Raw genomic sequence first — 26,345 nt, 5'->3', positions numbered from 1 at the left:
CAGACGGCGGCGAGGGTGAAGCCCAGGGGGGCGACGTAACGGCTCATGGGAAGGCTCCGGTGGCGGCTCGACGGTCCGCGCTGTCGCGGGACCGCAGGGGTAGGCAGGACGCGCACACGAAGTCGTGACCGGGGGCTCCCGGCGCCGTCTCCATCGGACGACGCGGCGCGGCCCCCCTCGCCGGCGGGCGGGGGCGGACGGCGGGGAGCGGAGCTGGGTCAGCTCACCTGCTGAGTCGTGGCTCAGCGGGGCTGACGATCGGCCCGGCCACGACTGGGAGGATCGCTATCTCGCACAGCGATCACCTCCTGCGGTCGGCCTGGTCCGGAACGCTGATCATCGTACACCCGGGCACCCGCCCGCCCGCACTCGCCCGGTGGTCCCCGGGCGGTGCCAGGGGGCGGGCGACGCGCCCCGCCGTTAGCGCTTACCTGTCGGTAACGCCTAGGCTGCCCACCGACGTGGATCAGCGGAGCAGAGGGGGGACCCGTGGCCCGAACCGTGCTGGTGACCGGCGGCAACCGGGGGATCGGCCTGGCCATCGCGCAGGCCTTCGCCAAGCAGGGCGACCGGGTGGCGGTGACGCACCGTAGTGGCGACGCCCCGGAGGGGCTGTTCGGGGTGCGGTGCGACGTGACCGACTCCGCCTCCGTCGACGCGGCCTTCGGCACCATCGAGGCCGAGCTGGGCCCGGTCGAGGTGCTGGTGGCCAACGCCGGCATCACCGACGACACCCTGATCATGCGGATGTCGGAGGAGCAGTTCACCCGGGTGGTGGACACCAACCTCACCGGCGCGTTCCGCTGCGCCAAGCGCGCCTCGACGAAGATGCTCCGGGCCAGGTGGGGCCGGATGATCTTCATCTCCTCGGTCGTCGGCCTGTACGGCGGCCCCGGTCAGGTCAACTACGCGGCGAGCAAGGCCGGCATGGTCGGCGTGGCCCGCTCGATCACCCGGGAGTTGGGCGGACGCAACATCACCGCCAACGTCGTCGCGCCCGGCTTCATCGACACCGACATGACCGCCGCGCTGCCCGAGGACCGCCGGACCGAGTACCTCAAGTCCATCCCGGCCGGCCGGTTCGCCGCTCCCGACGAGGTCGCCGCGGTGGTCGCCTGGCTGGCCTCGGATGCCGCCGGCTACATCTCCGGCGCCGTGATCCCGGTCGACGGCGGCCTGGGCATGGGCCACTGACGCTGCTCATCGCACCGACTCAACGGAGGAATCCCGACATGTCCGGACTGCTGGCCGGTAAGCGGCTGCTGGTCACCGGCGTCATCACCGACGCCTCGATCGCCTTCTCCGTGGCGAAGCTCGCCCAGGAGAACGGCGCGCAGGTCGTGCTCACCGGCTACGGCCGGCTCTCCCTGGTCGAGCGGATCGCCAGGCGGCTGCCCGAGCCGGCCCCGGTGATCGAGCTGGACGTGGCCAACGCCGAGCACCTCGCCGGCCTGGCCGACAAGGTCCGGGAGCACGTCGACGGCCTCGACGGGGTGGTGCACTCGATCGGCTTCGCCCCGCAGAGCTGCCTCGGCGGCGGGTTCCTCGACGCGCCGTGGGAGGACGTGGCCACCGCGCTGCACGTCTCGACGTACTCCTACAAGTCCCTGGCCATGGCGGCGCTGCCGCTGATGCAGCCGGGCGGCGCGGTGGTCGGGCTGACCTTCGACGCCACCAAGGCGTGGCCGGTCTACGACTGGATGGGCGTGGCCAAGGCCGGGCTGGAGTCCGCCTCCCGCTACCTCGCGATGCACCTGGGCAAGCAGGGCATCCGCAGCAACCTGGTCGCCGCCGGCCCGCTGCGCACCATCGCGGCGAAGTCGATCCCCGGCTTCGAACAGTTCGAGGACGCCTGGGCCGAGCGCGCCCCGCTGGGCTGGAGCCTCACCGACCAGGATCCGGCCGCCCGGGCCTGCCTGGCGCTGCTGTCGGACTGGTTCCCGGCCACCACCGGCGAGATCGTCCACGTCGACGGCGGCTACCACGCCATCGGCGCCTGACGTCGCGGGCGGGCCCGCCGGCGCGGGGGCCCGCCCCTCCACCCCCCGGAGCAGGGGGCGTCGCCCAGCCGCCGACGGGGGCGGGGAAGAATAGGCCCATGGCGTACGACGCGTTGGTGCTGGTCTCCTTCGGCGGCCCGGAGCGGCCCGAGGACGTGCTGCCCTTCCTCCAGAACGTGACCCGGGGGCGGGGCGTGCCCCCGGAGCGGCTGGCGGAGGTCGTCGAGCACTACCAGCACTTCGGCGGGGTCTCCCCGATCAACCAGCAGTGCCGCGACCTGCTCGCCGCCATCCGGGCGGACTTCGCCGCCCACGGCGTCGACCTGCCGGTCTACTGGGGCAACCGGAACTGGGACCCGATGCTCGCCGACACCGTGGCCCGGATGCGCGACGACGGGGTCACCAACGCCCTGGCGCTCGTGACCAGCGCGTACGGCGGCTACTCCTCCTGCCGCCAGTACCAGGAGGACATCGCGAAGGCCCGCGCGGCCGTCGGCCCGGACGCCCCGGTGATCGAGAAGCTGCGCCAGTTCTGGGACCACCCGGGCTTCGTCGAGCCGCACGCCGACGCGGTCAGGGCGGCGCTGGGCCGGCTCGACCCGGCGAAGCGGGCCACCACCCGGCTGGTCTTCACCGCACACTCCGTCCCCGTCTCGGCGGCCGCGAACGCCGGCCCGCACGGCGGCCGGTACACCGCCCAACTCGTGGAGGTGGCCCGGCTGGTGCACGCCGCCGCCGCGCCCGACCTGCCGTACGACCTGGTGTGGCAGAGCCGCTCCGGCCCGCCCCAGGTGCCGTGGCTGGAGCCGGACGTCAACGACCACCTGGCCGCCCTCGCCGAGGCCGGCACCACCACCGGCGTGGTGGTCAGCCCGATCGGGTTCGTCTCCGACCACCTGGAGGTGGTGTGGGACCTCGACACCGAGGCGGCGGAGACGGCCAGGCAACTGGGGCTGGACTTCGCCCGGGCCGGCACCCCGGGCACCGACCCGCGCTTCGTGGCCATGGTGCGCGAGCTGGTCGCCGAGCGCACCGAGCCGGGCGGGGAGCGGCTGCGCCGCCGCCTCGGCGAGCTGCCGCTGTGGGACACCTGCCCGACGGTGTGCTGCGTGCCGGCCCGCCGGCCCTGACCGCCGCCCGCCACCTCCGACACCCGTGCGGGTCACCGTCCGACGGCCCCGCCCCGAGACCCCCTGGGACGACGAATGCACGAACGTAAGCCGGTGCAGAGCTGGCTGACCGACATGGACGGCGTGCTGGTGCACGAGGGTCAGCCGGTGCCCGGAGCGCCGGAGTTCGTCAACAAGCTGCGCTCCTCCGGCAAGCCGTTCCTGGTGCTGACGAACAACTCCATCTACACCCCGCGCGACCTGCGGGCCCGGCTGACCCGGATGGGCTTCGAGGTGCCCGAGCAGGCCATCTGGACGTCGGCGCTGGCCACCGCCCAGTTCCTGGCCGACCAGCGGCCGGGCGGCACGGCGTACGCGATCGGGGAGGCCGGGCTGACCACGGCGCTGCACGCGGTCGGCTACGTGCTCACCGACTTCGCCCCCGACTACGTGGTGCTGGGCGAGACCCGGACGTACAGCTTCGAGGCGATCACCAAGGCGGTCCGGCTGATCAACGAGGGGGCGCGGTTCATCTGCACCAACCCGGACGTCACCGGCCCGTCGGCCGAGGGCGCGCTGCCGGCCGCCGGCTCGGTCGCGGCGATGGTCTCGAAGGCGACCGGGGTGGCGCCGTACTTCGTCGGCAAGCCCAACCCGATGATGATGCGGTCGGCGCTGAACACCATCGACGCGCACTCCGAGACGACCGCCATGATCGGCGACCGGATGGACACCGACGTGCTGTGCGGCCTGGAGGCCGGGCTGGAGACGATCCTGGTGCTGACCGGGATCAGCACCCGGGTCGAGGCCGAGCGGTACCCGTACCGCCCGTCGCGGATCGTCAACTCGGTGGCCGACCTGATGGACGAGGTCTGACCCCGACGGCCGTCGACGCGGTGGCCGACCTGGCCAGGGGTCGGGCCAGGCGGGGGTCAGGGCGCTCCGGGAGGGCCGGCGGGGGTCAGGGGCGCAGCGGGGCGTTGCAGGCGGCGACGAGGGCCTGCCGGCAGGCGGTGGTGAGCGGGCGCAGCGCGGCGTCGCGCTGCTGGGCCTCGTAGTTGTTGATCGCGCCGCCCAGCGCGCTGTGCCCGGCCAGCGCCAGCACCCGGTCCAGCACGGCGGCGCGGGCGAACAGCCGCCGCGCCCGGGGGTCGAAGCCCGGTGGCAGGTCGGTGGTCCCGTCGGGGCGGCGCAGCGCGGCCAGCGCGCCGGCCAGCTCGGGCCGCCACTGGGCCACGTCGAGCCGGGTCAGCGCCGCGGTGGTCTCGGCGAGCGCGCTGGCCAGTTCCGCCTCCGCCTCGGCGGCGCCGGGCGAGGCCAGCGAGGCGGCCGGGGCGTCGGCGGGCAGCGGGTAGCAGCGCCAGAGCACCGTCTCGAAGGTCATCCCCGAGCCGGAGGTGTGCGTGCGCACCTGCGGGATCAGCCCGATCCCGCCGGCCAACACCGCCTCGCCGGTGACCAGCGCGGTGCCCGCGAAGTCGCCCGGCCCGGGCAGCCCCCGGGGATCGCCGGGCGCGGGCAGCACCAGCCGGATCTCGTCCGGGGAGAGCTTCGCCAGGGTGGGCAGCGCGTCCCGTAGTGGGACGTCGGTCCAGGTGCCGGGGGCGTCCGAGACGAGGTGCTCCTCGTCGCCGGCGATCTCCTCGGCGACCTCGTCGTACGGCACGAGGCCGGCGCGCCACGCGCGCACCCAGGCAACGAACCGGCTCGACCGGCGGGGCGCGAGGGTGACCGCGCCCGCTGCGGGGGTGGACATGCAAGAGAGGGTACGTGGTGCGCGCCGCCCCTGTCTCGACTGCCGCGTGCCCCGCTCCGGTTAGCGTCGATCATGGACTCGTGGTGACCGGATATTCCGTTCGTGCGCCTTTTGCGGAGGTGCTTCGACTCAATGATCGGCGCGGCTGACGCGCCCCCGGGGTGGGGCGGGGGTTAGCGTGGCGGGATGGTGGGGCGGTACGGCGAGGACGTGTTGGCGGGGGACTGGCGGCGGCGGAAGACGACCCCCGAGGTGGACGCGGAACCCGATCTCGTGGTCGAGGACGCCGACTCCGGGTTCTGCGGCGCGGTGGTCGGCTTCGAGTCCGGGGCGGTGGTGCTGGAGGACCGGCACGGCCGGCGGCGCAACTTCCCGCTGTCGCCGGCGGCGTTCCTGCTCGACGGCCGGCCGGTCACGCTGCGCCGCCCGGCCCGCGCGCCCGTGCCGGCGGGCCGCCGACGTACCGCGTCCGGCTCGATCGCGGTCGACGGCGTGCGGGCGCAGGTGGCCAAGGCCAGCCGGATCTGGGTCGAGGGCGTGCACGACGCCGCCCTCGTCGAGCGGATCTGGGGCGACGACCTGCGCGTCGAGGGCGTGGTGGTGGAGCCGCTGGACGGCATCGACGAGCTTTCCGCGCAGGTGCGCGACTTCGCCCCCGGCCCGTCCCGGCGGCTCGGCGTGCTGGTCGACCATCTGGTGCCCGGCTCGAAGGAGAGCCGGATCGTGGCCCGGGTGAACTCCCCGCACGTGCTGGTCACCGGCCACCCCTACGTCGACGTGTGGCAGGCCGTCAAGCCGGCCGCGCTGGGCATCGCGGCGTGGCCGGTGGTGCCGCCGGGGCGGCCGTGGAAGGAGGGGGTCTGCGCGGCCCTCGGGGTGGCGGAGCCGGCCGACATGTGGCGGCACATCCTGTCCCGGGTGGACAGCTTCGCCGACGTGGAGACCCCACTGATCAACGCCATGGAACGGCTGATCGACTTCGTCACCGCCCCCTCCGCCTAACCCCACCCCGCCCGCGCAGATTCACGGAAAGCGTGGCTGTTCCTCGGCGAATGGCCACGCTTTCCGTGAATCTGTCGGCACCGGCACCGGCACCGGCCGGGTCAGGGTTCTTCGGTGGGGGTGCGGGTCAGGATGAAGGTGGCCATGTCCAGGGCGATGGGGTGGGCCTCGGCGTCGCGGAGCACGGTGAGGATCTCGCCGTCCTGCGGGCCGGAGATGCCCCGCCAGCGGTCCGGGCCCTCCCGGGTGAACCGCATGACCGGGTTGCCGACCTGTCCGGCCCGCAGTTCGCCGGTCGTGACGTCGGCGCTGAACTCGACCTCCGCGCCCATCCACCACCAGCGGCCGGTCAGCTCGGCCAGTTCGGCCGGGGGCGGGGCGTCGGCCGGGCGCCACGGCTCGACCGGGTCCGGCAGCGCGTCCAGTACGGTGGTCAGCACCTCCCGGCCGAGGCCGCCGATGTGGCCGACCCGCAGGCCGTACGAGTTGGCGAAGCCCACCACGGCGGTGCGGGTGGGGCGGTGCACAGCCAGCCCGGCGACGTACCCGGGCATCGACCCGCCGTGGCCGACGTACACCCGGTCGCCGACCCGGTTCAGCTCGATGCCGAGGCCGTGCCCGCCGGTCCACGAGTCGAGGTCGCTGATCACCACCGGCGCGCACATCTCGGCGAGCGTCGCCGGGGCGAGGACGGCCGGATCGGGGTCGGCCAGGAACGCGGCCCACCGGCCGAGGTCGGTGATCGTCGACCAGAGCTGCCCGGCGGGGGCCATCGCCCCGGTGTCGGTGCGCGGCTCCTCCCGCAGCGTGTCGTGCCACGGGTGCACCACGTACCCCCGGGCGAACGGCTCGGTGGCCTGGTACGTGGTGCGGGTCATGCCCAGCGGCCCCAGGATGCGCTGCCGGAGCAGGTCGAACCAGCTCGTCCCGGTGACCGCCTCCAGCACCCCGCCGAGCAGCCCGTACGCCAGGTTGGAGTAGTGGTACGCGCGGTGCGGCGGGTAGGCGAGCTTGTGTTCGCCCACGTCGGCCAGCACGGACGCCAGGTCGCCGACCTTGACCCGTTCCCACCAGGGGCCGTCGGGTTCGCGCTGGAGGCCGCTGGCGTGGCCGAGGAGCTGGCGCAGGGTGAGCGCGCCGACCCCGGTGCCGGGCAGGTGCGCGTCGAGGGGATCGTGCAGGGCCAGCGTCCCGGCGTCGCGCTGCTGCATGACCAGCGCCGCGGTCATCGTCTTGGTGATCGAGCCGAGTCGGTACTGCCGGTCGGAATCCGGGCGGGGATGCTCCCCGGCTGCGGCGACGTGGGCCAATTCACCATCGCGCACCACGCCGAGCACGAGCGACGGGGTGCGCCCGGCGGACTGCGCCCGGGCGACTGCGGTGTCGACCCCTCGGACGGTCTCGGATGGCAGTGACACGGCTCCTCCACGGGCTCGAGGGACGGCTGTCAGCGTCCTCACAGAATGACTCGCCGCCGAGCTTACTGATCTTGTCGAGGGGTCGCGCGTGCTACGACGTGTCACTCTTGGGTGGTGGACGCGGTGTTCTGGGTCGTACTGGGTGTGGTGTTGGCGGTCGCCGAGATCTTCACGACGACGCTGTTCCTGATCATGTTCTCGGTCGGCGCGTTCGCCGCCGCCGGGGCCGCGGCCCTGGGTGCGCCGACCGCCGTGCAGGCGCTGGTGTTCGCGGTGGTCTCGGCGCTCACCGTGGCGGTGGCCCGGCCGGCGATCCGCCGGCACGCCCGCTCCGCCGAGGAGAGCGGCGAGCAGCCGTTCGGGGTGGAGGCGATCGAGGGGACCACCGCCCTGGTGCTGGAGCGGGTCGACGCCGACCAGGGCCTCGTCAAGATCGACGGGGAGCTGTGGAGCGCCCGGTCGTTCGACGCGACGCAGAGCTTCGTCCCCGGTCGGCGGGTGCGGGTGATCAAGGTCCAGGGCGCGACGGTCCTGGTATGGGATGACGACGTTTCCACCTCGGGTGAGCTGCCCGAAGCGAGAGGGTGAAAGGCATGGAATTTGTGACGGTGCTGTTGGTCGCCGTGGCGTTGATCGTCATGGTGACCCTGGTCAAGGCGGTGCGGATCGTGCCGCAGCAGCGCCAGGACGTGGTGGAGCGGCTCGGCAAGTACAAGCGCACCTTGAACCCGGGCCTGAACCTGCTGGTCCCGTTCGTCGACGCGGTCCGCACCAAGGTCGACATGCGGGAGCAGGTGGTCAGCTTCCCGCCGCAGCCGGTGATCACCTCGGACAACCTGGTGGTGTCGATCGACACGGTGCTCTACTTCAAGGTCATCGACGCGGCCCGTGCCACGTACGAGATCTCGAACTTCCTCCAGGCCATCGAGCAGCTCACCGTCACCACCCTGCGTAACGTGATCGGCTCGCTGGACCTGGAGCGGGCGCTGACCAGCCGCGAGGAGATCAACCGGCACCTCTCGGGCGTGCTGGACGAGACCACCGGCCGGTGGGGCATCAAGGTCACCCGGGTGGAGATCAAGGCGATCGAGCCGCCGGCCAGCATCCGTGACTCGATGGAGAAGCAGATGCGCGCCGAGCGGGACCGCCGGGCGGCGATCCTGACCGCCGAGGGCCACAAGCAGTCGCAGATCCTGACCGCCGAGGGCGACAAGCAGTCCGCGGTGCTGCGGGCCGACGGTGACCGGCAGGCCCGGATCCTCCAGGCCGAGGGCCAGGCGAAGGCCATCCGGACGGTCTTCGACGCGATCCACCAGTCGAACCCGAGCCAGAAGGTGCTCGCCTACCAGTACCTCCAGGCGCTGCCGCAGATCGCCAACGGCACGGCCAACAAGGTCTGGATCATCCCGGCCGAGCTGACCAAGGCCCTGGAGGGGATGGGCGGCGCGTTGGGCGGGCTGAGCCAGATGGTCGGCGACCAGCCCACGGCCGAGGCGGCCGACCACGCGAGCGCCGTCGAGCGGGAGGCCGCCGAGGCCGCCCAGGCCGCGGCCGCCGCCGCCCAGCAGATCCACGACGAGGTACGCGTCGCCGAGGCGCAGGCCACCGGCGGCCACGGTCCGCAGGGGCTGCCGGCCCCCGAGCCGGTGTCCCCGGGGAGCCTGCTGCACGACCCGGCCGACCAGCGCGAGCGGGGCTGACGACCACCCGGGCGGGGCCCGGGGCGGAATGCGAATAACGCTCATGCGGCGCTCCGGCACCTGACACGATCGGTCCGAAGGACGGGTGGTGACCAGGAGCCGGGGCGCCGCGGCGCGTTCCGCCCCGCCGACCAGCGCAGCGAGGTGACGTATGAAGGATCCCGCCGACAAGCTCTTCTCCAGCACCCCGGTGCCCGGCGCGCACGATCCGGCGGGGCCGATCGGCACCCGACGCACCGGGGGCGGGTTCGGGGTGCTGCCGTTCGTCGGCGAGCCGACGCCCGCCCGTCCCGCGACCGACGCCACCTGGGCCTGGTCGCTGCGCCGCTTCGGCCGCGCCGCCGTCTGGCTGCTGCCGGCGTACGCGGTGCTGTACGGCGTGGTCGCGATGGCCAGCGACGGCGGGGTGGGCAACGCCCCGTACCCGGCCGACGGGGGGCAGCTCTACCTGATCGGCTGGGTCGCCGCCGTCTGGCTCGGGCTGCTCGCCCTGCTGGCCCTGACCGGCCTGCTCGCGGCCACCCGCAGCCGTCGGGTGGCCGCCGCGGGGCTGCTGGTCAGCATCGCCGGCACCGTGCTCATGCTGCCCTTCGCCGGGCTGACCGGGCAGGCCCCGGTCTTCGGCACCACGGCCCGCACGCTCGTGCTGCTCGGGGCCACCTGCTACACGGTGGGCTGGTTCCTCACCGGATGGGCGGTGGCCCGTTCCGGCATGTTCAGCATCGGCGACGGCACGATGCTGATGATCGCCGCCCCGCTGGTCGGCATCGGCGGCGCGCTGATCGGGTCGCTGCAGACCTTCGGGGCGATCTTCGTGCTGATCGCCGGCATCGGCATCGGGTACCGCTCCGGCCGCCTGGTCCCCGCCGCGATCGCCCGGGACGCGGCCAGCGCCAGCGTCGCCACCGCCACCGCCCCGGGGGGCGGCGCGACACCGGGTTCCGGCGGCGGCCCGCTCGCCGCCGGCTGACCCGGTTTCCGCCGGCCGTTCGGGGGGTTCGTCCCGCTACCTGTCGACCAGGTGGGGAAGCGCCTGGCGGGACGCGGTGAATTACCTGACAATCGCCCCCGGGGCTGGCCGGATCGCGGCTTTCGTGGCAATCCTTGGCTCCATGCCGCCACCCCGGTCGCCGCTGTCGCGGCTGTTCACCGTGCTCCTCGCCGGCGTGCTCGCCGGCCTCGTCCTGGCGGTCGCGGCGCTGCCGGGCAACCTGCTGCTCGGGTACGCCGCGAAGTCGGCGATCGGGTCGTACGCCGTGCTGCCCGAGGCGCTGCGCACCCCGATCACCCCGCAGCGGTCGTACCTCTACGCCAACGACGGCAAGACGCTGATCACCACGTTCTACGACGTCAACCGCACCGACGTGCCGCTGGCCGAGATCGCGCCGGTGATGCGCCAGGCCGTCGTGGCGGCCGAGGACCGGCGGTTCTACTCGCACGGGGGCGCCGACCTGCGCGGCCTCGCCCGCGCCCTGGCCGCCAACGTCACCGGCGGCGGCACCGAGCAGGGCGGCTCCACGCTGACCATGCAGTACGTCCGCAACGTGCTCAAGACCGACCCGAACCGCACCGCCGAGGAGCGGCAGGCCGCCACCGAGCAGACCGTCGGGCGCAAGCTCCAGGAGATCCGGTACGCCACGGCGCTGGAGCAGCGGCTCAGCAAGGACGAGATTCTCAACGGCTATCTCAACATCGCGTACTTCGGCTCCGGCGCGTACGGCATCGCGGCGGCCAGCCAGCGCTACTTCGCCAAGTCCCCGGCCGAGCTGACCCTGCCCGAGGCGGCCCTGCTCGCCGGCCTGGTCCAGTCGCCGGACGCGTACAGCCCGATCGACGGCGACGCCGACGCGGCGCTGGCCCGGCGCGGGTACGTGCTCGACGCGATGGCCGGCACCGGCGCGATCACCGCCGAACAGGCCTCGGCGGCCAAGGCGGAGAAGCTGGCGCTGAGCCCGACCCGGCAGCCCAACGGCTGCACCGCCGTGGCGAAGGGCCACGACGACTGGGGCTTCTTCTGCGACTACCTGCGCCAGTGGTGGCTCACCCAGCCCGCGTTCGGCGAGACCGTCGAGGAGCGTGAGCAGGCGCTGCGCCGGGGCGGCTACACCGTGGTCACCTCCCTCGACCCGAAGATCCAGGCCACGGCGCAGCAGCAGGCCACCGCCGTCTACGGGTACGACAACAAGCGCGCCCTGCCGATCGCGGCCGTGCAGCCCGGCACCGGCCGGGTGCTCGCCATGGCGGTCAACCGGCACTACAGCCTTGAGGACAACCCGGACGGGCAGGCCAACCACCCCAACACCGTCAACCCGCTGATCTCCGGTGGCGGCGGTGTCGACGGGTACCAGGCCGGGTCGACGTTCAAGCTGTTCACCATGCTCGCCGCCCTGGAGAACGGCAAGCAGCTCGCCACCGGCTTCGACGCGCCCAGCCGGCTGCCCACCCGGTACGCCGCCGAGGGCGAGGCAAGCTGCGACGGCAAGTGGTGCCCGGCGAACGCCAACCCGCAGTGGATGGACGGCTACCGCACCATGTGGGACGGCTTCGGCCGCTCGGTGAACACGTACTTCGTCTGGCTCGCCGAACAGGTCGGCCCGGCGAAGGTGGTGGAGATGGCCCAGCGCCTCGGCATCACCTTCCGGGCCGACTCGGATGCCGCCTTCGCGGAGGACAACGCCGCCAACTGGGGGTCGTTCACCCTCGGCGTGGCCGCCACCACCCCCCTCGACCTCGCGAACGCGTACGCGACCGTGGCGGCCGAGGGCACGTACTGCGCCCCGCTGCCGGTGGTCTCGGTGACCGCCGCAAACGGCGACCGGGTGCCGGTCGGCGACCCGTCCTGCCGCAAGGTGCTCGACGCCGACGTGGCCCGGGCGGCCACCGACGCGGCGCGCTGCCCGGTCGGCCAGCAGACCACGTTCGACCAGTGCGACGGCGGCACCGCGACCTCGGTGGACCGGATCGTCGGCCGCCAGGTCGCCGGCAAGACCGGCAGCTCGGAGAAGAACGCCACCGAGACGTTCGTCGGATTCACCCCGCAGGTCGCCGTCGCCGGCATCGCCGCCAACCCCGACGACCCGGGCGACTCGGTCGGCTCGGCCGTGCAGGCGAAGGTGATCGACGCGGTGGCCCGGACCATCCGCACGGCCGTCAACGGCCAGCCGGTGCGCGACTTCACCCCGCCCAGCCGGGCGCTGGCCGGCGAGGTGCGCCGCCCGGCCCCGCAGCCGAGCCCTCCGCAGCAACAGCGCCGGCAGCAGGAACGGAATCTGCCGCCGGACGTGCTCCGCTGGCTCAACCGAGGCCGAGGCTGAGGCGCGACCGGGTCTGAACCGGGGCGGAGGCTGCTCGTCACGTGTTCAGCGGCGGCGGGGACGCCAGGTGGCGACGGCGCTGGGCAGGCCGCGCCGGATGATCCCCGCCCGGTCGGCGTCGCCGCGCAGCATCGCCGCCGCCGTGTTGCGCGCCTGTTCGCCGGTGAAGTGCGGGGGCAGCATCAGCTCCGCCGGGTCCACCACCGCGTTGATCACCGTCGGCCGGTCGGCGGTCAGGGCGCGCCGCCAGACGTCCGGCACCTGGTCGGGGGAGTCGACCAGGACGCCGTGCAGGCCGAGCACCTCCGCCCACCGGTGGTAGTCGACGTCGGGCAGGTCCTGGCTGGCCGGGTACGCCGGCGTGCCCTCGGTGGAGCGCTGCTCCCAGCTGACGAAGGCGAGGTCCCGGTTGTTCAGCACCAGCACCACGAACCGGGGATCCGACCAGCTCCGCCAGTACTTCGCCACGGTGATCAGCTCGTTGACCCCGTTCATCTGCATCGCCCCGTCGCCGAGCAGCGCCACCAGCGGCCGGTCCGGGTGGGCGAACTTCGCCGCGATCCCGTACGGCATGCCCCCGCCCATGGACAGCAGGGTGCCCGACAGGCTGGCCAGCATGCCGGGGCGGACCCGCACGTGCCGGGCGTACCAGGCGGTGCTGGTGCCGCAGTCCACCGAGAGCATCACGTCCTCCGGTAGCTGGTCGTCCAGCGCCGTGAACAGCGACTGCGGGTTCACCGGGTCCGCGGGCTGGCCGGCGATCTCCCGCTGGGCACGCCGCCAGGCGGAGGTGGCGTCGACGATCTTCTGCCGCCAGGCGGTCGGGGCCGGGCCGGGGCCCAACTCGCGTAGCAGCGCCCGCAGCGTCGCCCCGGCATCGCCGGTGAGGTTGACCTCGGTGGGGTAGCGCAGCCCCATCCGGCTGCCGTCCACGTCGATCTGCACAGCCCGGGCCTGCCCCTCGGGCGGGTAGAACTCCGAGTAGGGCATGTTGCTGCCCACGATCAGCAGCCGGTCGCAGTCGCGCATGAGCTGCCAGCTCGGCCGGGTGCCGAGCAGCCCGATCGCGCCGGTGACCCACGGCTCGCGGTGGTCGACGACGGCGAACCCGAGCAGGGCGGCGGCGACCCCGGCGCCGAGCCGGTCGGCGACCCGGCGTACCTCGCTCTCGGCGCCCAGCGCGCCCTGGCCGACCAGCATCGCCACCCGCTCGCCGCCGCGAAGCACCTCCGCGGCCCGGCGCACGTCGGCCTCCGGCGGGATCGTCGTGGCGCTGCTCGGCACGGCGCTGGTGTGGTAGTAGCCGTGCGCGTGCGGCGGGTCCGGCACCGCCGGGCGGTCCTGCACGTCCAGGGGGAGCACCACCGCGGTGACGGTACGCCGGGCCAGCGCCGTCCGGCAGGCCCGGTCCACCAGATGCCGCACCTGGGACGGGTCGTCGAGCTGGGCCAGGAACGCCGAGGCGACGTCCTTGTAGAGGGCGAGCAGGTCGATCTCCTGGTAGTAGCCGCCGCCCTGGGCGGTCAGCGCGGTGTTCCCGACCAGGGCCACCACCGGCTGGTGGTCCAGCTTCGCGTCGTACAGGCCGTTGAGCAGGTGGACCGCCCCGGGTCCGCTGGTGACCAGGGCGCAGCCGAGCGGGCCGCCGCCGTACTTCACGTGCGCCGAGGCGGCGAAACCGGCGGTCTCCTCGTGCCGCACCTGGACGAACTCCGCCCGCCCGGCGGCGCGTTGCAGCGCCGAGGTCATGCCGTTGATGCCGTCGCCGGGGAGGCCGAAGTACCGGCGTACTCCCCACCGGGACAGCCGGGCCACGATGTGGTCGGCGACGGTGGCGCCCTTCGGCAGGCCACCCTGTCCGTCCGGGGCCGGCCCGCCTGCCTGGTTCGCGCTCACCTGTCAGGTCCCTCCGGTCGCGTCCGCTGCCCTCGGGCGCGTTCCCCGTCGTACCCGTGGAAAACGCCGCGGGGCGACCGGCGCGCGGTGCCGGCGGCGCGGTCCGGCAGAATCGCCGGGTGCCCGTCCACCAGATCACCGACCCCGACGACGACCGGCTCGCCGACTACCGCGCCCTCACCGACGTGGAGCTGCGCACCCGGTGGGAGCCGCCGCACGGCCTGTTCATCGCCGAGGGGGAGCTGGTGCTGCGCCGGGCGCTGCGGGCCGGCTACCCCGCCCGGTCGTTCCTGGTCGACGCCAAGCGGGCCGACCAGCTCGCCGACCTCGACACCGGCGACGCCCCCGTGTACGCGGCCACCCCGGACGTGCTGGAACGGGCCACCGGATTCCACGTGCACCGGGGCGTGCTCGCCTCGTTCCACCGCAAGCCGTTGCCGGACGCGGCCGAGGTGCTCGCCGACGCCCGGCGGGTGGTGATCCTGGAGGACGTCAACAACCACACCAACCTGGGCGCGGTTTTCCGGGGGGCCGCCGCGCTCGGCATCGACGCGGTGCTGCTGTCGCCGTCCTGCGCCGACCCGCTCTACCGGCGCAGCGTGCGGGTCAGCATGGGGGAGGTCTTCGCGGTGCCGTACGCCAAGCTCGAGCGCTGGCCTGCGGGTGTGGACCAGGTACGGGAAGCGGGCTTCACCGTGCTTGCCATGACGCCGGCTCCGGACGCCGTACCGATCCAGCGGTTGACCCCGGTGCAGCGCGAGCGGGCAGCGCTGCTGCTGGGAGCCGAGGGGCCCGGCCTCACCGCGGCGGCCCAGTCCGCCAGCGACGTACGGGTGGTCATCCCGATGCGGCGCGGAGTGGACTCGTTGAACGTCGCCGCCGCTGCGGCGGTGGCGTTCTGGGAACTGGGTCGCGACGACCCACCGTTCGGCATCGGGTAGCCCCTGCGGGCGGCTGTCCCGCCGGGCACGTCGGTTTGCATGATGATGCGGTCTAGTGCATAGTCTTCCTCGTGTCCAAGGTTCTCACCTCCCTGCCCACCGGCGAACGCGTCGGCATCGCCTTTTCCGGCGGCCTCGACACCTCGGTCGCGGTCGCCTGGATGCGCGACAAGGGTGCCGTCCCCTGCGCCTACACCGCCGACATCGGCCAGTACGACGAGCCCGACATCGTCTCGGTGCCCGGTCGCGCGCTCAGCTACGGTGCCGAGGTCGCCCGCCTGGTCGACTGCCGCGCCGCCCTGGTCGAGGAGGGTCTGGCAGCCTTGACCTGCGGGGCCTTCCACATCCGCTCGGGCGGGCGGGCGTACTTCAACACCACCCCGCTGGGCCGGGCCGTGACGGGAACCCTGCTGGTGCGGGCGATGATCTCGGACGACGTCCAGATCTGGGGCGACGGCTCGACCTTCAAGGGCAACGACATCGAGCGGTTCTACCGGTACGGCCTGCTGGCCAACCCGCAGCTTCGCATCTACAAGCCGTGGCTCGACACCGACTTCGTCAACGAACTGGGCGGGCGAAAGGAAATGTCGGAGTGGCTGCTCGAACGCGGCCTGCCGTACCGGGACAGCGCCGAGAAGGCGTACTCCACCGACGCCAACATCTGGGGCGCCACGCACGAGGCGAAGACCCTCGAGCACCTCGACACCGGCATCGAGACGGTCAACCCGATCATGGGAGTCCGGTTCTGGGACCCGTCGGTGGAGATCCCGGCCGAGGATGTCACGATCGGCTTCGACCAGGGCCGTCCGGTGACGATCAACGGTAAGGAGTTCGGCAGCCCCGTCGATCTGGTGCTGGAGGCCAACGCCATCGGCGGCCGGCACGGCCTGGGCATGTCGGACCAGATCGAGAACCGGATCATCGAGGCCAAGAGCCGGGGCATCTACGAGGCGCCCGGCATGGCGCTGCTGCACGCCGCGTACGAACGGCTGGTCAACGCCATCCACAACGAGGACACCCTGGCGAACTACCACAGCGAGGGCCGCCGCCTCGGTCGGCTGATGTACGAGGGGCGCTGGCTGGACCCGCAGGCGCTGATGCTGCGCGAGTCGTTGCAGCGCTGGGTCGGCACGGCGGTCACCGGCGAGGTGACGTTGCGGCTGCGCCGGGGCGAGGACTACTCGATCCTGGACACCACCGGCCCGGCGTTCAGCTACCACCCTGACAAGCTGTCGATGGAGCGTACCGAGGACTCGGCGTTCGGCCCGTCGGACCGGATCGGCCAGCTCACCATGCGCAACCTGGACATCGCCGACTCGCGGGCGAAGCTGGAGCAGTACGCCACCCTCGGCCTGGTCGGCGGCGCGACCCCTGCGCGGATGGTCGGCGCGGCACAGGCGGCCTCGACCGGGCTGATCGGTGTGATGCCACAGGGCGGCGCGGAAGCCATCGCCTCCCGGGGCGTCTCCTCCGTCGACGACGAGGCACTCGACCGCGCCGCGATGGAGTTCGGCGTCGACTGAGCGACACCTCCCCGGTGTACCCGTACCCTCGCCAGATGCGACCTCTTCGGTACTCCATCAACGTCACATTGGACGGGTGCTGCGACCATCGTGCGATCCCCGCGGACGAAGAATTGCATCGTCACCACGTCGGGAACCTCAACCAGGCCGATGCGCTTCTCTTCGGCCGGGTGACTTACGAAATGATGGAGGAAGCGTGGCGGCCGTCGACGCCGACGGGAGCGAGACCTGATTGGGTGGAACCCTTCGCCCAGACGATCAACGCGGCCAAGAAGTACGTCGTGTCGAGCACCCTGAAGCGGGTCGATTGGAACGCGGAACTCGTGCGCGGGGATCTGGGCAAGGCCGTTCGGCAGCTCAAGCGGGAGCCGGGCAAGGGACTGTTCGTGGGAGGCGTGAAGCTCCCGCTGGCGTTGGCGGAGCTGGGATTGATCGATGAGTACGAGTTCGTGGTGCAGCCCAGGCTCGCGGGCCACGGGCCGACGTTGTTCGCGGGGCTGTCGAAGCAGGTAGACCTGAAGCTCGTGAGCCGGCTGGAGTTCGGCTCGGGGGCGGTGGCGATGCGGTACGAGCCGAGAAGATAGCCATCGGGCTGGCTGACCCGAGCCGGCCGCATCATGGAGCCCCGGTTCGCGGCTCTTGAACGCCCCACCGCAGCGGTTCCCACCGCAGCGAACCGGCTACCCCACCGGCCAGTCGGCCCCGGCCATGGTGGCGGCCGGCACCGCCGACCGGCCGTACGCGTCCGCCCGGCCGCCCTTTCGGTACGGGCATCCCGGCGTCAACAGCTCGTGAGGACGACGAGCTGCTGGGTCGCTCGGGTCATCGCGACATAGCGGTCGACCGCTCCTTCGATGCCGTCGCCGAACGTCTCGGGGTCGATGAGGACGACCAGGTCGAATTCGAGCCCCTTCGACAGCTCCGGGGTCAGCGACCGGACACGGGACGTCGCCCGGAAGGCGGGATCGCCGATGACGCAGGCGGTCCCGTCGGCGTGCGCGGCGAGCCAGCTGTCGAGGATCGAGCCCAGATCCGAAGCCGATCCGTGTACGACGGGGACGCCGCCGCTGCGGATGGAAGTCGGCACGTTGGCGTCCGGGAGCACGGCCCGGATGATCGGCTCGGCTTCCGTCATGATCTCTTCCGGCGTCCGGTAGTTGATGCTCAGGGTGGCCAGGTTGATCCGGTCGAGCCCGATCCGTTCGAGCCGTTCCCGCCACGACTCCGTGAACCCGTGCCTGGCCTGGGCGCGGTCCCCGACGATGGTGAAGCTCCGGGACGGGCAGCGGAGCAACAACATCTGCCACTCCGCGTCGGTCAGTTCCTGGGCCTCGTCCACGACGATGTGCGCGAACGGGCCGGCGAGCAGGTCCGGGTCGGTGTCGGGAAGTGCGGCCTCGTCGACCAGGGCATCCTGGAGATCCAGTTGGCGCAGGCTCGACAGCACACCTTCGCCGTCGTCATAGGCGTGGGCCTCGATCAGTTCGTCGACCACCATGGCCATGCGCGCGCGTTCGGTGGCGACAGTGGCGTCATGCCGACGCTTACGCCCTGATGCCTCCCGATCGCCGAGCCGCTGCCGTGCCGCGTCCAGGAGCGGCAGGTCGGACACCGTCCATGCCTGGGGGTCGCCACGCTGTAGCTTGCGGACCTCGTCAGGGCTGAGCCAGGGAGCGCACCTGCGCAGGTAGGCGGGCACCGACCACAGGTCTCCGACAAGGTCGGCCGGGTCGAGCAGCGGCCAGGCGCGGTTGAAGGTGGTGCGTAGCTCCCTGTTCCGCAGCAGCGACCTGCGGACCAGGTCATCCGGCTCATCGCCGTGGTATTTGTCCATCAGGATCGTGAGCAGCTCCTCCCAGACCTCGTCACGCGCCTCGTTGTGCGGGGCACCGGGCCCCGGCGCCTTGAACGCCTCGGCCCAGTCGTCGGCGCTCAGCCAGATGTCGGACTCGTCGGTCGTGACCGCCATCGGTTTGGCGGGCGGCTCCTCGTAGAACCTGACGGCCGCCTCGATCGCCTCCACCAGGTCCGCGGACGACTTCAGGAGGGCCACGGTCGGGTCGGTCTCGATGGTTGCCGCGGCCCCCTCGGCGACGAGGTCCCGCAGGGTGCAGGTCTGCACCTCCTCCTCTCCGAGGCTGGGCAGGACGTCGGCGACGTAGGCCAGGTAGGGCTGGTGCGGCCCGACGAACAGCACGCCACCCTGGCGTTGACCGAGGCGAGGGTCGGAGTAGAGGAGGTAGGCGGTGCGGTGCAGGGCGACGACGGTCTTCCCCGTACCCGGGCCACCGTCCACGACGAGAGCGCCACGGGATCCCGCGCGGATGATGGCATCCTGGTCGGCCTGGATCGTGCCGAGCACGTCCCGCATCCGGTCCGACCGGCTGCCGCCCAGGCTGGCGATGAAGGCGGACTGGTCGTCGAGTGCGGCGTGCCCCTCAAGCCCGTCCGAGGCGAACACCTCATCCCAGTAGTCGCTGATCCGGCCGCGGGCCCAGCGGTACCTGCGGCGGCTCGCCAGACCCATCGGATTGGCGTGGGTCGCTCCGAAGAACGGCTCAGCCGCAGGAGAGCGCCAGTCCAGCAACAGCCGACGACCCTCGCTGTCGGTGAGGCCACGTCGCCCGACGTACACCGGCTCGGGGTTGTCCGCGCTGACCATGCGTCCGAGGCACAGGTCCACGCCGAAGCGACCCAGCGTGCGGAGGCGAGCCGTCAGCCGGCGGACCTCCGAGTCCCGGTCCACCGCCTGCCGGCCTTTGCCGCCGGGCGCCCTGCGCGCGATGTCAAGGCGGTCGGACAGGTCGGCGGACAACTGTTCGAGGCTCTCCGCGATGGCCGCGAAGTGGTGCTCGTCGCGCGCGATCAGCGTCGGATCGGCCTTGGGGGAGAGGTGGTCAGGAAGGTCGAACAGGCTGGTAGCCGGGTGGTTCACGTCATCCGCTCCGATCTGGGGTCGCTTGCGACCCATTGCGCGCAGGTTCTCTTGTTCCGGGTCCTGGCCCGACGATTCCGCGTGGTTCACGCTGACACCGGCGGCCTTTCTCGGCCGACCGCCACGAACGACACGTCGACACCGGCCAGCCGCCCCGTGAACTCCCCGTCGGTCGGCGCGCACACCAGCGCCTCCGCGCCGGCTGCCCGCAACCGCACCGCGAGTCCCGCCAGCGGCTCGACGCCCCCGCGCGAGTCATCCGTCGACAACAACACTCGCATTTCGCGGCTCCCATTTCCCCAGTTCCTGGCCTCGGCCAGCGATTCTGCGGCACGTACCGGGTCTTGCCGCAAGCCCCCCGGTGCGATATACGTTAGGAGTGGAAGGGGCTGCCGCTTTCCTTTCGGCCTCGTCGGCGACCACAGCCAGGCTTTCAGCCGCAGTGAGGAAGTCCGCTCGCGAGTCCGCCACAAACACATCGGACCGCGCGGCGGGTGCCGCCTTCGCCGCCATCCCGAAATCTGCTGTGGCGACCACCGCCGGTTTTAGCTCCTTCTCCACCGGCTCGGGGAGCAGCCTCCATCGCTCGGCGACGTCATGCCTGCCTTGAGGATTTCCCCCGCACGCGGAAGTAGGTACACGGCACCACCGGCTGCCGCATCAGCCCGGGATCACCCCCGCGTGCACGGGGAGCAGGGAGCGAGAAAACCAAGGAAGAAGAAATCCGCACGTACCGATGCGCCCGCTCTGGCGGTGCCGCAACTGCGGCGCGGAGTGGCCCTGCCAGCCGGCCCGGCTCGGCCTGCTGGTGGAGTACCGGGGCGACCGCACCGCCCTGCTGTTCTACCTGAGCGGGCTGATGGCCGAGGCCCGTGCCCAGCTCGTACAGCTCAACCCCGAACGCGTCCTCAACCTGCAGGACCGCTTCCTCAACTGGGCGCGGGCCCGGGACTGAGCGGCGCGGGCCCGGGACTGAGCGGCGGCCCGTGCGGAATCGACATCACGGACGGTAGCGTGTCGCCCGTGTTCCCCACCGTCCGTGAGGTCCTTGCGTTGGACCCGGTCCGCCATGGCGCGCCCCGCCTGGTCGCCGGGGAGGCCGGCCTGGACCGGCCGGTGCGCTGGGTGCACGTGGCCGAGGTGCCGGACATCGCCACCCTGCTGCGCGGCGGCGAACTGGTGCTCACCACCGGCATCGGGCTGCCCGCCGACGACGCCGGCCTGCGCGTGTTCATCGGTGCACTGGCCGACGTCGGCGTCTCCGGTCTGGTGGTCGAGCTGGGTCGCCGGTACGTCACCGGCGTACCCCGGGTGATGGCCGCCGCCGCCGAGCGGCGCGGCCTGCCGCTGGTGGAGTTGCGCCGGGCCACCCCGTTCGTCCGGGTGACCGAGGCCGTGCACGCGCTAATCGTCGACGCCCAGCTCACCGAGCTGCGGGCGACCGAGGAGATCCACCAGCGGTTCACCGAACTGTCGGTCGAGGGCGCTGGCCCGGCGGAGGTGGTCCGGCAGGCCGCCGAGCTGTCCGGTTGCCCGGTGGTGCTGGAGAACCTGTCCCGGCAGGTGCTCGCGTACGACCCGGCGGGGGAGAGCGCCGAGCTTCTGCTGGACGGCTGGGAACAGCACTCGCGGCGGATCAGCCCGGCCGGGCGCACCGCGTACGACTCGGACAGCGGCTGGCTGGTGACCACCGTCGGGGCCCGGGGGCAGGACTGGGGCCGGCTGCTGCTGCGCTGGCCGGGCGGCGGTGAGCTGACCACCCCCGCGCCGGTCCCCGACGGGGTGCCGGACCCGGAGACGGGCCGGGTCGGGCAGCTGCCGGGCGGACCGCCGACCCGGCTGACCATCCTCGTTGAGCGGGCCGCCTCCGCACTCGCGCTGGGCCGGCTGATCCGCCGCGACGCGGAGGGGCTGGAACGGCAGATCCACCGGACCCTGCTCACCGCCCTGCTGGACCACTCCCGCCCCGTCGACGAGGTGGCCCTGCGGGCACGGGCGCTCGGGGTGGTGCTGGAACGCCGGCACCTGGTCGGCGTGGTGGTGCGGTACCGGACCGACGAGCAGGCCGCCGAGATCGGCAGCCCGGGCGAGTCCGGCCAGGTCGACCCGGAGGCCGGGCCGGCCCGGCTGCGGGACCTGTCCGAGGCGGTCGGGCAGGCCCTGGGCGAGGCGAAGCTGACCGGGCTGAGCAGCGCCATCGACGACCAGGCCGTCGGCGTACTGCTCGCCCTGCCCGACGCGGCGGCAGAGGAGCGGGCGCTGGCCGCCTTCGCCGCCGCACTGCGCCGCAACCGGATGGACGCCGCCCCGCCCCGCCCGCCCGACGCCGTCCCCGCCCGTCCCGGCGCCTCCGCCCCGGGTGCTAACCCCGCCCGAACCGGTACGACCGCCCCGGGTGCTGCTGGGGCCGCCCGAACCGGTACGACCGCTTCGGGTGCCGGGTCCACCCGGCTGGGCGGCACCGGCCCTGCGGCACCGGCCGGGCTCACTGCGCCCCCGCACGCCCGGACCGCCGGGCCCGGCGCGCCGCCGTCGCTGCTCCGGACCACCGGGCCGGCTGCGGTGATCGTCGCCGCCGGGTCCGGGGTGGGCAGCCTCCGGGAGGCACGCCGCTCGCTGGTCGAGGCGCGGCAGGTCGCCGACGCGGCCCGCCGGGACCGCCGGGACCTGCCGATCTTCCGGCTGCCGCACGTCGGGCTGGCCGGCCTGCTGCACCTGCTACGGGACGAGCCGCGGTTGCAGACGTTCGTCGAACGCGAGCTGGGTGCACTGCTGGCGTACGACGCCCGGCACCCCCGGGAGCAGCTGCTCCGCACCCTGCGGGCGTACCTGGAGCAGGGCCGGAACAAGTCGGCCGGTGCCGCTGCGGCACACCTGTCCCGGCCCGCCTTCTACGAGCGGCTGGCCCGCATAGCCCGCATCCTCGACGTCGACCTCGACTCCGTGGAGGCGTGCATCTCCCTGCACGTCGCACTGCTCGCCCTGGACGCCGTCCGCACCCCCTGACCCCCCACCCTGACCCTCCCCGGCCCTCCCTCCCCGATCCCGTTGATCATGAAGTTATTGCTACGACACGCCGGGCCGGACGGCAATAACTTCATGATCAACAGGGCCGGGCGGGGGTGGGGCCGGGCGGGGCGGGGCGGGGGGTGGGGGTGGGTCAGGTTAGGGCGGTTAGGGCCTTGGCGTAGGGGGTGGGGATGTGGTTGGGGCCGCCAGGGGTGAAGACGTCCGAGTTGGCCGCCGCCGACCAGGCGGTTTCCGGGATCGCGTCGACCAGGGCGCGGACGATCGGGGCCTCGCGCCACTGGTCCTGCTCGGCCAGCAGGCTGAGCGCCACCACCGACTCCTCGACCTCGCCGACGCACTCGAACGGCTTGTGCCCGTCCACGCCCAGCAGTTCCCGGTACCCGGGGATCTGGGCCTCGTCGGCGAGCAGGTCGCCGCCGAAGATGTGGATGATCCGCTCGTGGGGCATGAACGGCGCCATGGCGAGGAAGACGAACCGGCACTTCGGGCAGTCGCGGCACCACCGCTCGCTCGCGTCGCGCAGCTTGAACGCGGCGTTGCAGCTCGTCACCACGTCGTCGTACCGGTCGATCGCGGCGAACAGCCGGGCGATGTGCAGCTCGGACAGGGAGCGCAGCAGCGAGAAGTACGGCTCGGTGAGCCCCGCGTGCTCGGCCAGCGCCGCCCGCAGCAGCCCCTCCGCCTCGACCCCCTTGGACCACTGGTGGTTGATCTCGTGCCCGTTCCAGACCAGGTTCGGGTCGGACGCGGACCGCTCGTTGGACATCACCACCGGGCCGAGCCCGTTGAGCACCGCCGTGGCGACCGCGATCAGCGAGTTGATCGCGGTGACCGGGATGTGGCCGTTGCGCGCGCCGGCCGCGTTGAGGTCGAACAGCACCGGGTCGAGCCGCCGCCGGGCGGCAAGGGGAGCCAGCCCGGACGCCTCGTTGACGGAGACGATGACGTGGTTCGGGTTCACCGAGAACGGCACCGGGTCGAGGCCGGCCCGGCGCAGCGCCTCCAGGCTGACGATGGAGTCCTTGCCGCCGCCGACGGCCGACAGGGGGCGCAGGTCGGAGTTGTCGTACTCGCGGGCGGGCGACACCGAGCCCGAAGGGACCTCCGGGGTCAGCTCCAGCACGTGCGGGAGCTGGTTGCGGTACGCGTACTCGGCGAGACCCCTGGTGTAGACGGCGGTGACCAGATCGGCGGCGGCCGGGCCGAGCGGCGCCGGCAGCACCAGCCTGGGCGGCGCGGCGGCCTTGTAGTAGCTGACGCCGGCGACGACGTGCAGCAACTCCAGGACCCGGCCCAGGGTGGCCACGGTGGCGTCCGAGGGCGGCCCGGCCGGCAGCGGCAGGGTGATCACCTCGGTGAACCGCTGCTCGCCGTCGGGGCCGGTCAGGGCGTAGTCGAACAACGCCTCGCCGGTGGCGAGGTCGATCGAGTAGGACGGGAAGGTGAAGGCGTCCATCCGCCGCAGCTGCTCGTTGGGCACACGCCATACTAGGCCCTGGTTCGTCCGGCCGTGCCCGGCTGCGCCGGACCGGGCCGCCGACCGTCCCCCAGCCCGAGGAGAACACCTGTGCGTCTGTCTGACCTGCGCGGACGTGCCGTCGCCGTCTGGGGGGCCGGCCGGGAGGGCCGGGCGGCGGTGACCGCGATCGCCGCGCACGGCCCGGCCGACCTGGTCGCCGTGGACGACAGCGCCAACTTCCTCGCCCTGCCGTGGGAGGGACCGCTGGCCGAGGCGGCCCCGCTGGTCACCGGGGAGGAGGGCCTCGCCCGACTGGCCGCCGCCGACGTGGTGGTCCGCTCGCCCGGGGTGCCGAACACCCACCCGTGGATGGTCGAGCTGCGCCGCCGGGGTGTCACCGTCACCCAGGGCAGCGCACTGTGGATGGCCGACCACGCCCGGCGTACGGTCGGGGTGACCGGCAGCAAGGGCAAGTCCACCACGTCCAGCCTGATCAGCCACCTGCTCACCGCGGTCGACCGGCCGAACGTCTTCGGCGGCAACATCGGGGTGCCGCTGCTGGACCTGCCCGAGGCCGACCTGTACGTGCTGGAGCTGTCCAGCTACCAGTGCACCGACCTGACCGACTCGCCCCGGGTCGCGGTGGTCACCTCACTCTTTCCCGAGCACCTGGACGCGCACGGCGGCGAACGGGAGTACTACCGGGACAAGCTCAACCTGCTGGCGTACGGGCCGGAGACCGCGGTGGTCAACGGCGCCGACCCGCGGCTCGCCGCCGAGCTGGGAGACCGGTCGGCCGTGCGCGCCGGCTCCCCGGACACCACCCACGTGGCCACCGGCCCGGACGGCGCACCCTGGTTCCACCTCGCCGACCGCCCACTGTTCCCCCGCGCCGTGCTGCCCCTGGTGGGCCGGCACAACGAGGGCAACCTGTGCGTCGCACTCGCCGTGCTCGACGCCATCGGCGTGGACGTGGTGGCCCGGAAGGACACCCTCGCCGTCGCGGTCGCCGGGTTCCAGGGGCTGGCCCACCGGCTCACCGAGATCGCCGACCCGTCCGGGTTGACCTTCGTCGACGACACCCTGGCCACCAGCCCGTACGCGGCGATGCACGCGATCGACGCGTACGAGGGGCGGCCGTTGACGGTGATCGTCGGGGGCACCGACCGGGGGCTGGACTACACGCCGCTGCGCGAGCACCTGACCGAGCGGGAGCTGACCGTGCTCGGCATCCCGGACAGCGGGGAGCGGATCGTGGGTGCCCTCGCCGGGTTGCCGAAGGTGCGTACCGAGGTGGTCGAGGACCTGGTCGCCGCCGTGCGCCGGGCCCGGGAGGTGACCCCGGCCGACGGGGTGGTGCTGCTCTCCCCGGCCGCGCCCAGCTACGGGCGGTTCCGCAACTTCGAGCACCGCTCCGAGGTCTTCGCCGAGGCGGTCCGGGACACCGCCGCCGGTTAGTCCGCCGGCTAGATTCTGTCGCGCAACCTTGGCTGTTGGGGACGGCGCGTAATAGTCGAGGGTTTCGACCGTCGCCCCTGCCTGACCAGGAAGTGATGCGGGTAGCGAGGGAGCGCCCCCGTTGGAGCGATGACCCGCGAGTTTGGCCGTCAACGCCATCTCAACCCCAATGTTCACGCCTCGTCGAAACAACATGACGGCTTCATCGAATGAGTCGGGCTCGGCGCGCCTGTCCACGGGCAATGCGACATGCCCGCCCGTACTACGGTGGGTCGGGTCCCGTCACTGTTGCGAGGAGGTCCCGGTGGGTAGCTCCGCCATGTCGTTCGATGCCGCGTGCAAGGTTCTAGGCGAGAACGACGCCGGCTGGAGCGCCCGGCTCAGCCGGCTCCTAGGTGTGGCGGCCCTAGCCAGCGGAGGGGTCGGGCTAGCGCCATCCGCTTCGGTAATCGGCGCCGCGTGGGGCTGGATCGACCAGAAGAACGAGCTGGTTTACCAGATCAGCTCCATCGTCGAGAGGGCCCAGAACCGATGCCTTGGTGCAAAAGGCCGAGACCGGCACGAGTTGATCGCGGCGGCGCACACGGCTGTTGTAACCGGCGCATTCTTTGCTGCGCTTGGCGAAATGATCGGCCCTGGGTATACGCGGTTGCGCCTGTCGGAGGCCGAAAAGCACCAGATGGTGTCCTCCGAAGAGACTGTCGGTGATCACTGAGGCTTTTCCATCGTGATGGTGCTGGTCACGGTGGGTGCGGGGAGCCCGTGTCGACATAGGACGAGGCTCCCGGTAAGACAGCAGTCGAC

Annotated in this window: 21 protein-coding genes and 1 pseudogene; 16 read left to right on the top strand and 6 right to left on the bottom strand. The window is 72.7% G+C overall.

Annotated elements, in window-relative coordinates; genetic code table 11:
• The first annotated feature begins 489 nt into the window (after positions 1-489).
• The 4 genes from fabG (at position 490) to ACFYZF_RS28525 (ending at position 3,985) form a co-directional block, all read left to right on the top strand.
• Positions 490-1,194, top strand: coding sequence for a 3-oxoacyl-ACP reductase FabG (gene fabG / locus ACFYZF_RS28540; RefSeq protein WP_387025934.1), 705 nt, complete (start codon positions 490-492; stop codon positions 1,192-1,194).
• 38 nt (positions 1,195-1,232) lie between these two features.
• Positions 1,233-2,000 (top strand): enoyl-ACP reductase FabI, encoded by a 768-nt coding sequence (fabI, locus tag ACFYZF_RS28535; protein ID WP_387025932.1) that lies wholly within the window; start codon positions 1,233-1,235, stop codon positions 1,998-2,000.
• A 98-nt stretch (positions 2,001-2,098) separates the two neighbouring features.
• The gene (locus tag ACFYZF_RS28530) at positions 2,099-3,130 is read left to right on the top strand and encodes a ferrochelatase (protein ID WP_387025930.1); all 1,032 of its coding nucleotides are present in this window, start codon (positions 2,099-2,101) and stop codon (positions 3,128-3,130) included.
• Positions 3,131-3,205: 75 nt separating this feature from the next.
• A complete protein-coding gene (locus ACFYZF_RS28525; protein ID WP_387025928.1) occupies positions 3,206-3,985 on the top strand; it encodes an HAD-IIA family hydrolase in 780 nt (259 codons plus the stop codon).
• Between the two features lie 85 nt (positions 3,986-4,070).
• On the opposite strand, the gene ACFYZF_RS28520 is transcribed toward ACFYZF_RS28525, so the two are convergent.
• Positions 4,071-4,865, bottom strand: coding sequence for a hypothetical protein (locus tag ACFYZF_RS28520; protein ID WP_387025927.1), 795 nt, complete (start codon positions 4,863-4,865; stop codon positions 4,071-4,073).
• Between the two features lie 186 nt (positions 4,866-5,051).
• Here ACFYZF_RS28520 and ACFYZF_RS28515 point away from each other — a divergent pair, with 186 nt between their 5' ends.
• Positions 5,052-5,867, top strand: coding sequence for a DUF3097 domain-containing protein (locus ACFYZF_RS28515; RefSeq protein WP_387025925.1), 816 nt, complete (start codon positions 5,052-5,054; stop codon positions 5,865-5,867).
• 101 nt (positions 5,868-5,968) lie between these two features.
• Here the strand turns inward: ACFYZF_RS28515 and ACFYZF_RS28510 are convergent, their stop codons facing one another.
• Positions 5,969-7,285 carry a serine hydrolase domain-containing protein gene (locus ACFYZF_RS28510; protein WP_387025923.1) on the bottom strand — a complete coding sequence of 439 codons (1,317 nt, stop codon included), beginning with the start codon at positions 7,283-7,285 and terminating at the stop codon, positions 5,969-5,971.
• A gap of 114 nt (positions 7,286-7,399) precedes the next feature.
• Between ACFYZF_RS28510 and ACFYZF_RS28505 the strand changes: the two genes are divergently transcribed.
• The 4 genes from ACFYZF_RS28505 (at position 7,400) to ACFYZF_RS28490 (ending at position 12,299) form a co-directional block, all read left to right on the top strand.
• Complete coding sequence (locus ACFYZF_RS28505; protein WP_387025921.1) at positions 7,400-7,873, top strand: NfeD family protein; 474 nt, start codon at positions 7,400-7,402, stop codon at positions 7,871-7,873.
• Between the two features lie 5 nt (positions 7,874-7,878).
• On the top strand, positions 7,879-8,985 hold the full coding sequence (locus tag ACFYZF_RS28500) for an SPFH domain-containing protein (protein WP_387025919.1): 1,107 nt from the start codon (positions 7,879-7,881) through the stop codon (positions 8,983-8,985).
• 151 nt (positions 8,986-9,136) lie between these two features.
• Positions 9,137-9,955, top strand: a complete 819-nt coding sequence (locus tag ACFYZF_RS28495) for a hypothetical protein (protein ID WP_387025917.1) — start codon at positions 9,137-9,139, stop codon at positions 9,953-9,955.
• 76 nt (positions 9,956-10,031) lie between these two features.
• A complete protein-coding gene (locus tag ACFYZF_RS28490; RefSeq protein WP_387025916.1) occupies positions 10,032-12,299 on the top strand; it encodes a transglycosylase domain-containing protein in 2,268 nt (755 codons plus the stop codon).
• A gap of 45 nt (positions 12,300-12,344) precedes the next feature.
• Here ACFYZF_RS28490 and ACFYZF_RS28485 read toward each other — a convergent pair whose 3' ends face one another.
• Positions 12,345-14,195 (bottom strand): thiamine pyrophosphate-requiring protein, encoded by a 1,851-nt coding sequence (locus tag ACFYZF_RS28485; RefSeq protein WP_387025914.1) that lies wholly within the window; start codon positions 14,193-14,195, stop codon positions 12,345-12,347.
• Between the two features lie 26 nt (positions 14,196-14,221).
• Here ACFYZF_RS28485 and ACFYZF_RS28480 point away from each other — a divergent pair, with 26 nt between their 5' ends.
• The 3 genes from ACFYZF_RS28480 (at position 14,222) to ACFYZF_RS28470 (ending at position 17,243) form a co-directional block, all read left to right on the top strand.
• A complete protein-coding gene (locus ACFYZF_RS28480) occupies positions 14,222-15,136 on the top strand; it encodes a TrmH family RNA methyltransferase (protein WP_387025965.1) in 915 nt (304 codons plus the stop codon).
• 71 nt (positions 15,137-15,207) lie between these two features.
• Positions 15,208-16,659, top strand: a complete 1,452-nt coding sequence (gene argG / locus ACFYZF_RS28475) for an argininosuccinate synthase (protein WP_387025912.1) — start codon at positions 15,208-15,210, stop codon at positions 16,657-16,659.
• A gap of 35 nt (positions 16,660-16,694) precedes the next feature.
• Positions 16,695-17,243 (top strand): dihydrofolate reductase family protein, encoded by a 549-nt coding sequence (locus ACFYZF_RS28470; protein WP_387025910.1) that lies wholly within the window; start codon positions 16,695-16,697, stop codon positions 17,241-17,243.
• 197 nt (positions 17,244-17,440) lie between these two features.
• Here the strand turns inward: ACFYZF_RS28470 and helR are convergent, their stop codons facing one another.
• Both helR and ACFYZF_RS28460 read right to left on the bottom strand, forming a co-directional pair.
• Positions 17,441-19,630 (bottom strand): RNA polymerase recycling motor ATPase HelR, encoded by a 2,190-nt coding sequence (helR, locus tag ACFYZF_RS28465; RefSeq protein ID WP_387025908.1) that lies wholly within the window; start codon positions 19,628-19,630, stop codon positions 17,441-17,443.
• A 50-nt stretch (positions 19,631-19,680) separates the two neighbouring features.
• Positions 19,681-19,875, bottom strand: coding sequence for a hypothetical protein (locus ACFYZF_RS28460; RefSeq protein WP_387025906.1), 195 nt, complete (start codon positions 19,873-19,875; stop codon positions 19,681-19,683).
• Positions 19,876-20,330: 455 nt separating this feature from the next.
• Here ACFYZF_RS28460 and ACFYZF_RS28455 point away from each other — a divergent pair, with 455 nt between their 5' ends.
• Positions 20,331-20,549, top strand: coding sequence for a flavin reductase (locus ACFYZF_RS28455; RefSeq protein WP_387025904.1), 219 nt, complete (start codon positions 20,331-20,333; stop codon positions 20,547-20,549).
• Positions 20,550-20,599: 50 nt separating this feature from the next.
• A pseudogene (locus tag ACFYZF_RS28450) lies at positions 20,600-22,600 on the top strand (PucR family transcriptional regulator); the annotation flags it as partial.
• Positions 22,601-22,754: 154 nt separating this feature from the next.
• Here the strand turns inward: ACFYZF_RS28450 and ACFYZF_RS28445 are convergent.
• Positions 22,755-24,104 (bottom strand): hypothetical protein, encoded by a 1,350-nt coding sequence (locus ACFYZF_RS28445; RefSeq protein WP_387025902.1) that lies wholly within the window; start codon positions 24,102-24,104, stop codon positions 22,755-22,757.
• Positions 24,105-24,191: 87 nt separating this feature from the next.
• Here ACFYZF_RS28445 and murD point away from each other — a divergent pair, with 87 nt between their 5' ends.
• Both murD and ACFYZF_RS28435 read left to right on the top strand, forming a co-directional pair.
• Positions 24,192-25,541 carry a UDP-N-acetylmuramoyl-L-alanine--D-glutamate ligase gene (gene murD, locus ACFYZF_RS28440; protein WP_387025900.1) on the top strand — a complete coding sequence of 450 codons (1,350 nt, stop codon included), beginning with the start codon at positions 24,192-24,194 and terminating at the stop codon, positions 25,539-25,541.
• Positions 25,542-25,845: 304 nt separating this feature from the next.
• Entirely contained in the window at positions 25,846-26,256 is a 411-nt protein-coding gene (locus ACFYZF_RS28435; RefSeq protein ID WP_387025898.1) for a hypothetical protein, read from the top strand.
• The last annotated feature ends 89 nt before the right edge of the window (positions 26,257-26,345 follow it).

The sequence above is a fragment of the Micromonospora sp. NPDC001898 genome (assembly GCF_042891255.1).
Lineage (GTDB): Bacteria > Actinomycetota > Actinomycetes > Mycobacteriales > Micromonosporaceae > Micromonospora.
Note: the sequence above shows the minus strand (reverse complement) of the source record. Positions and strands in the feature narration are given on the sequence as shown.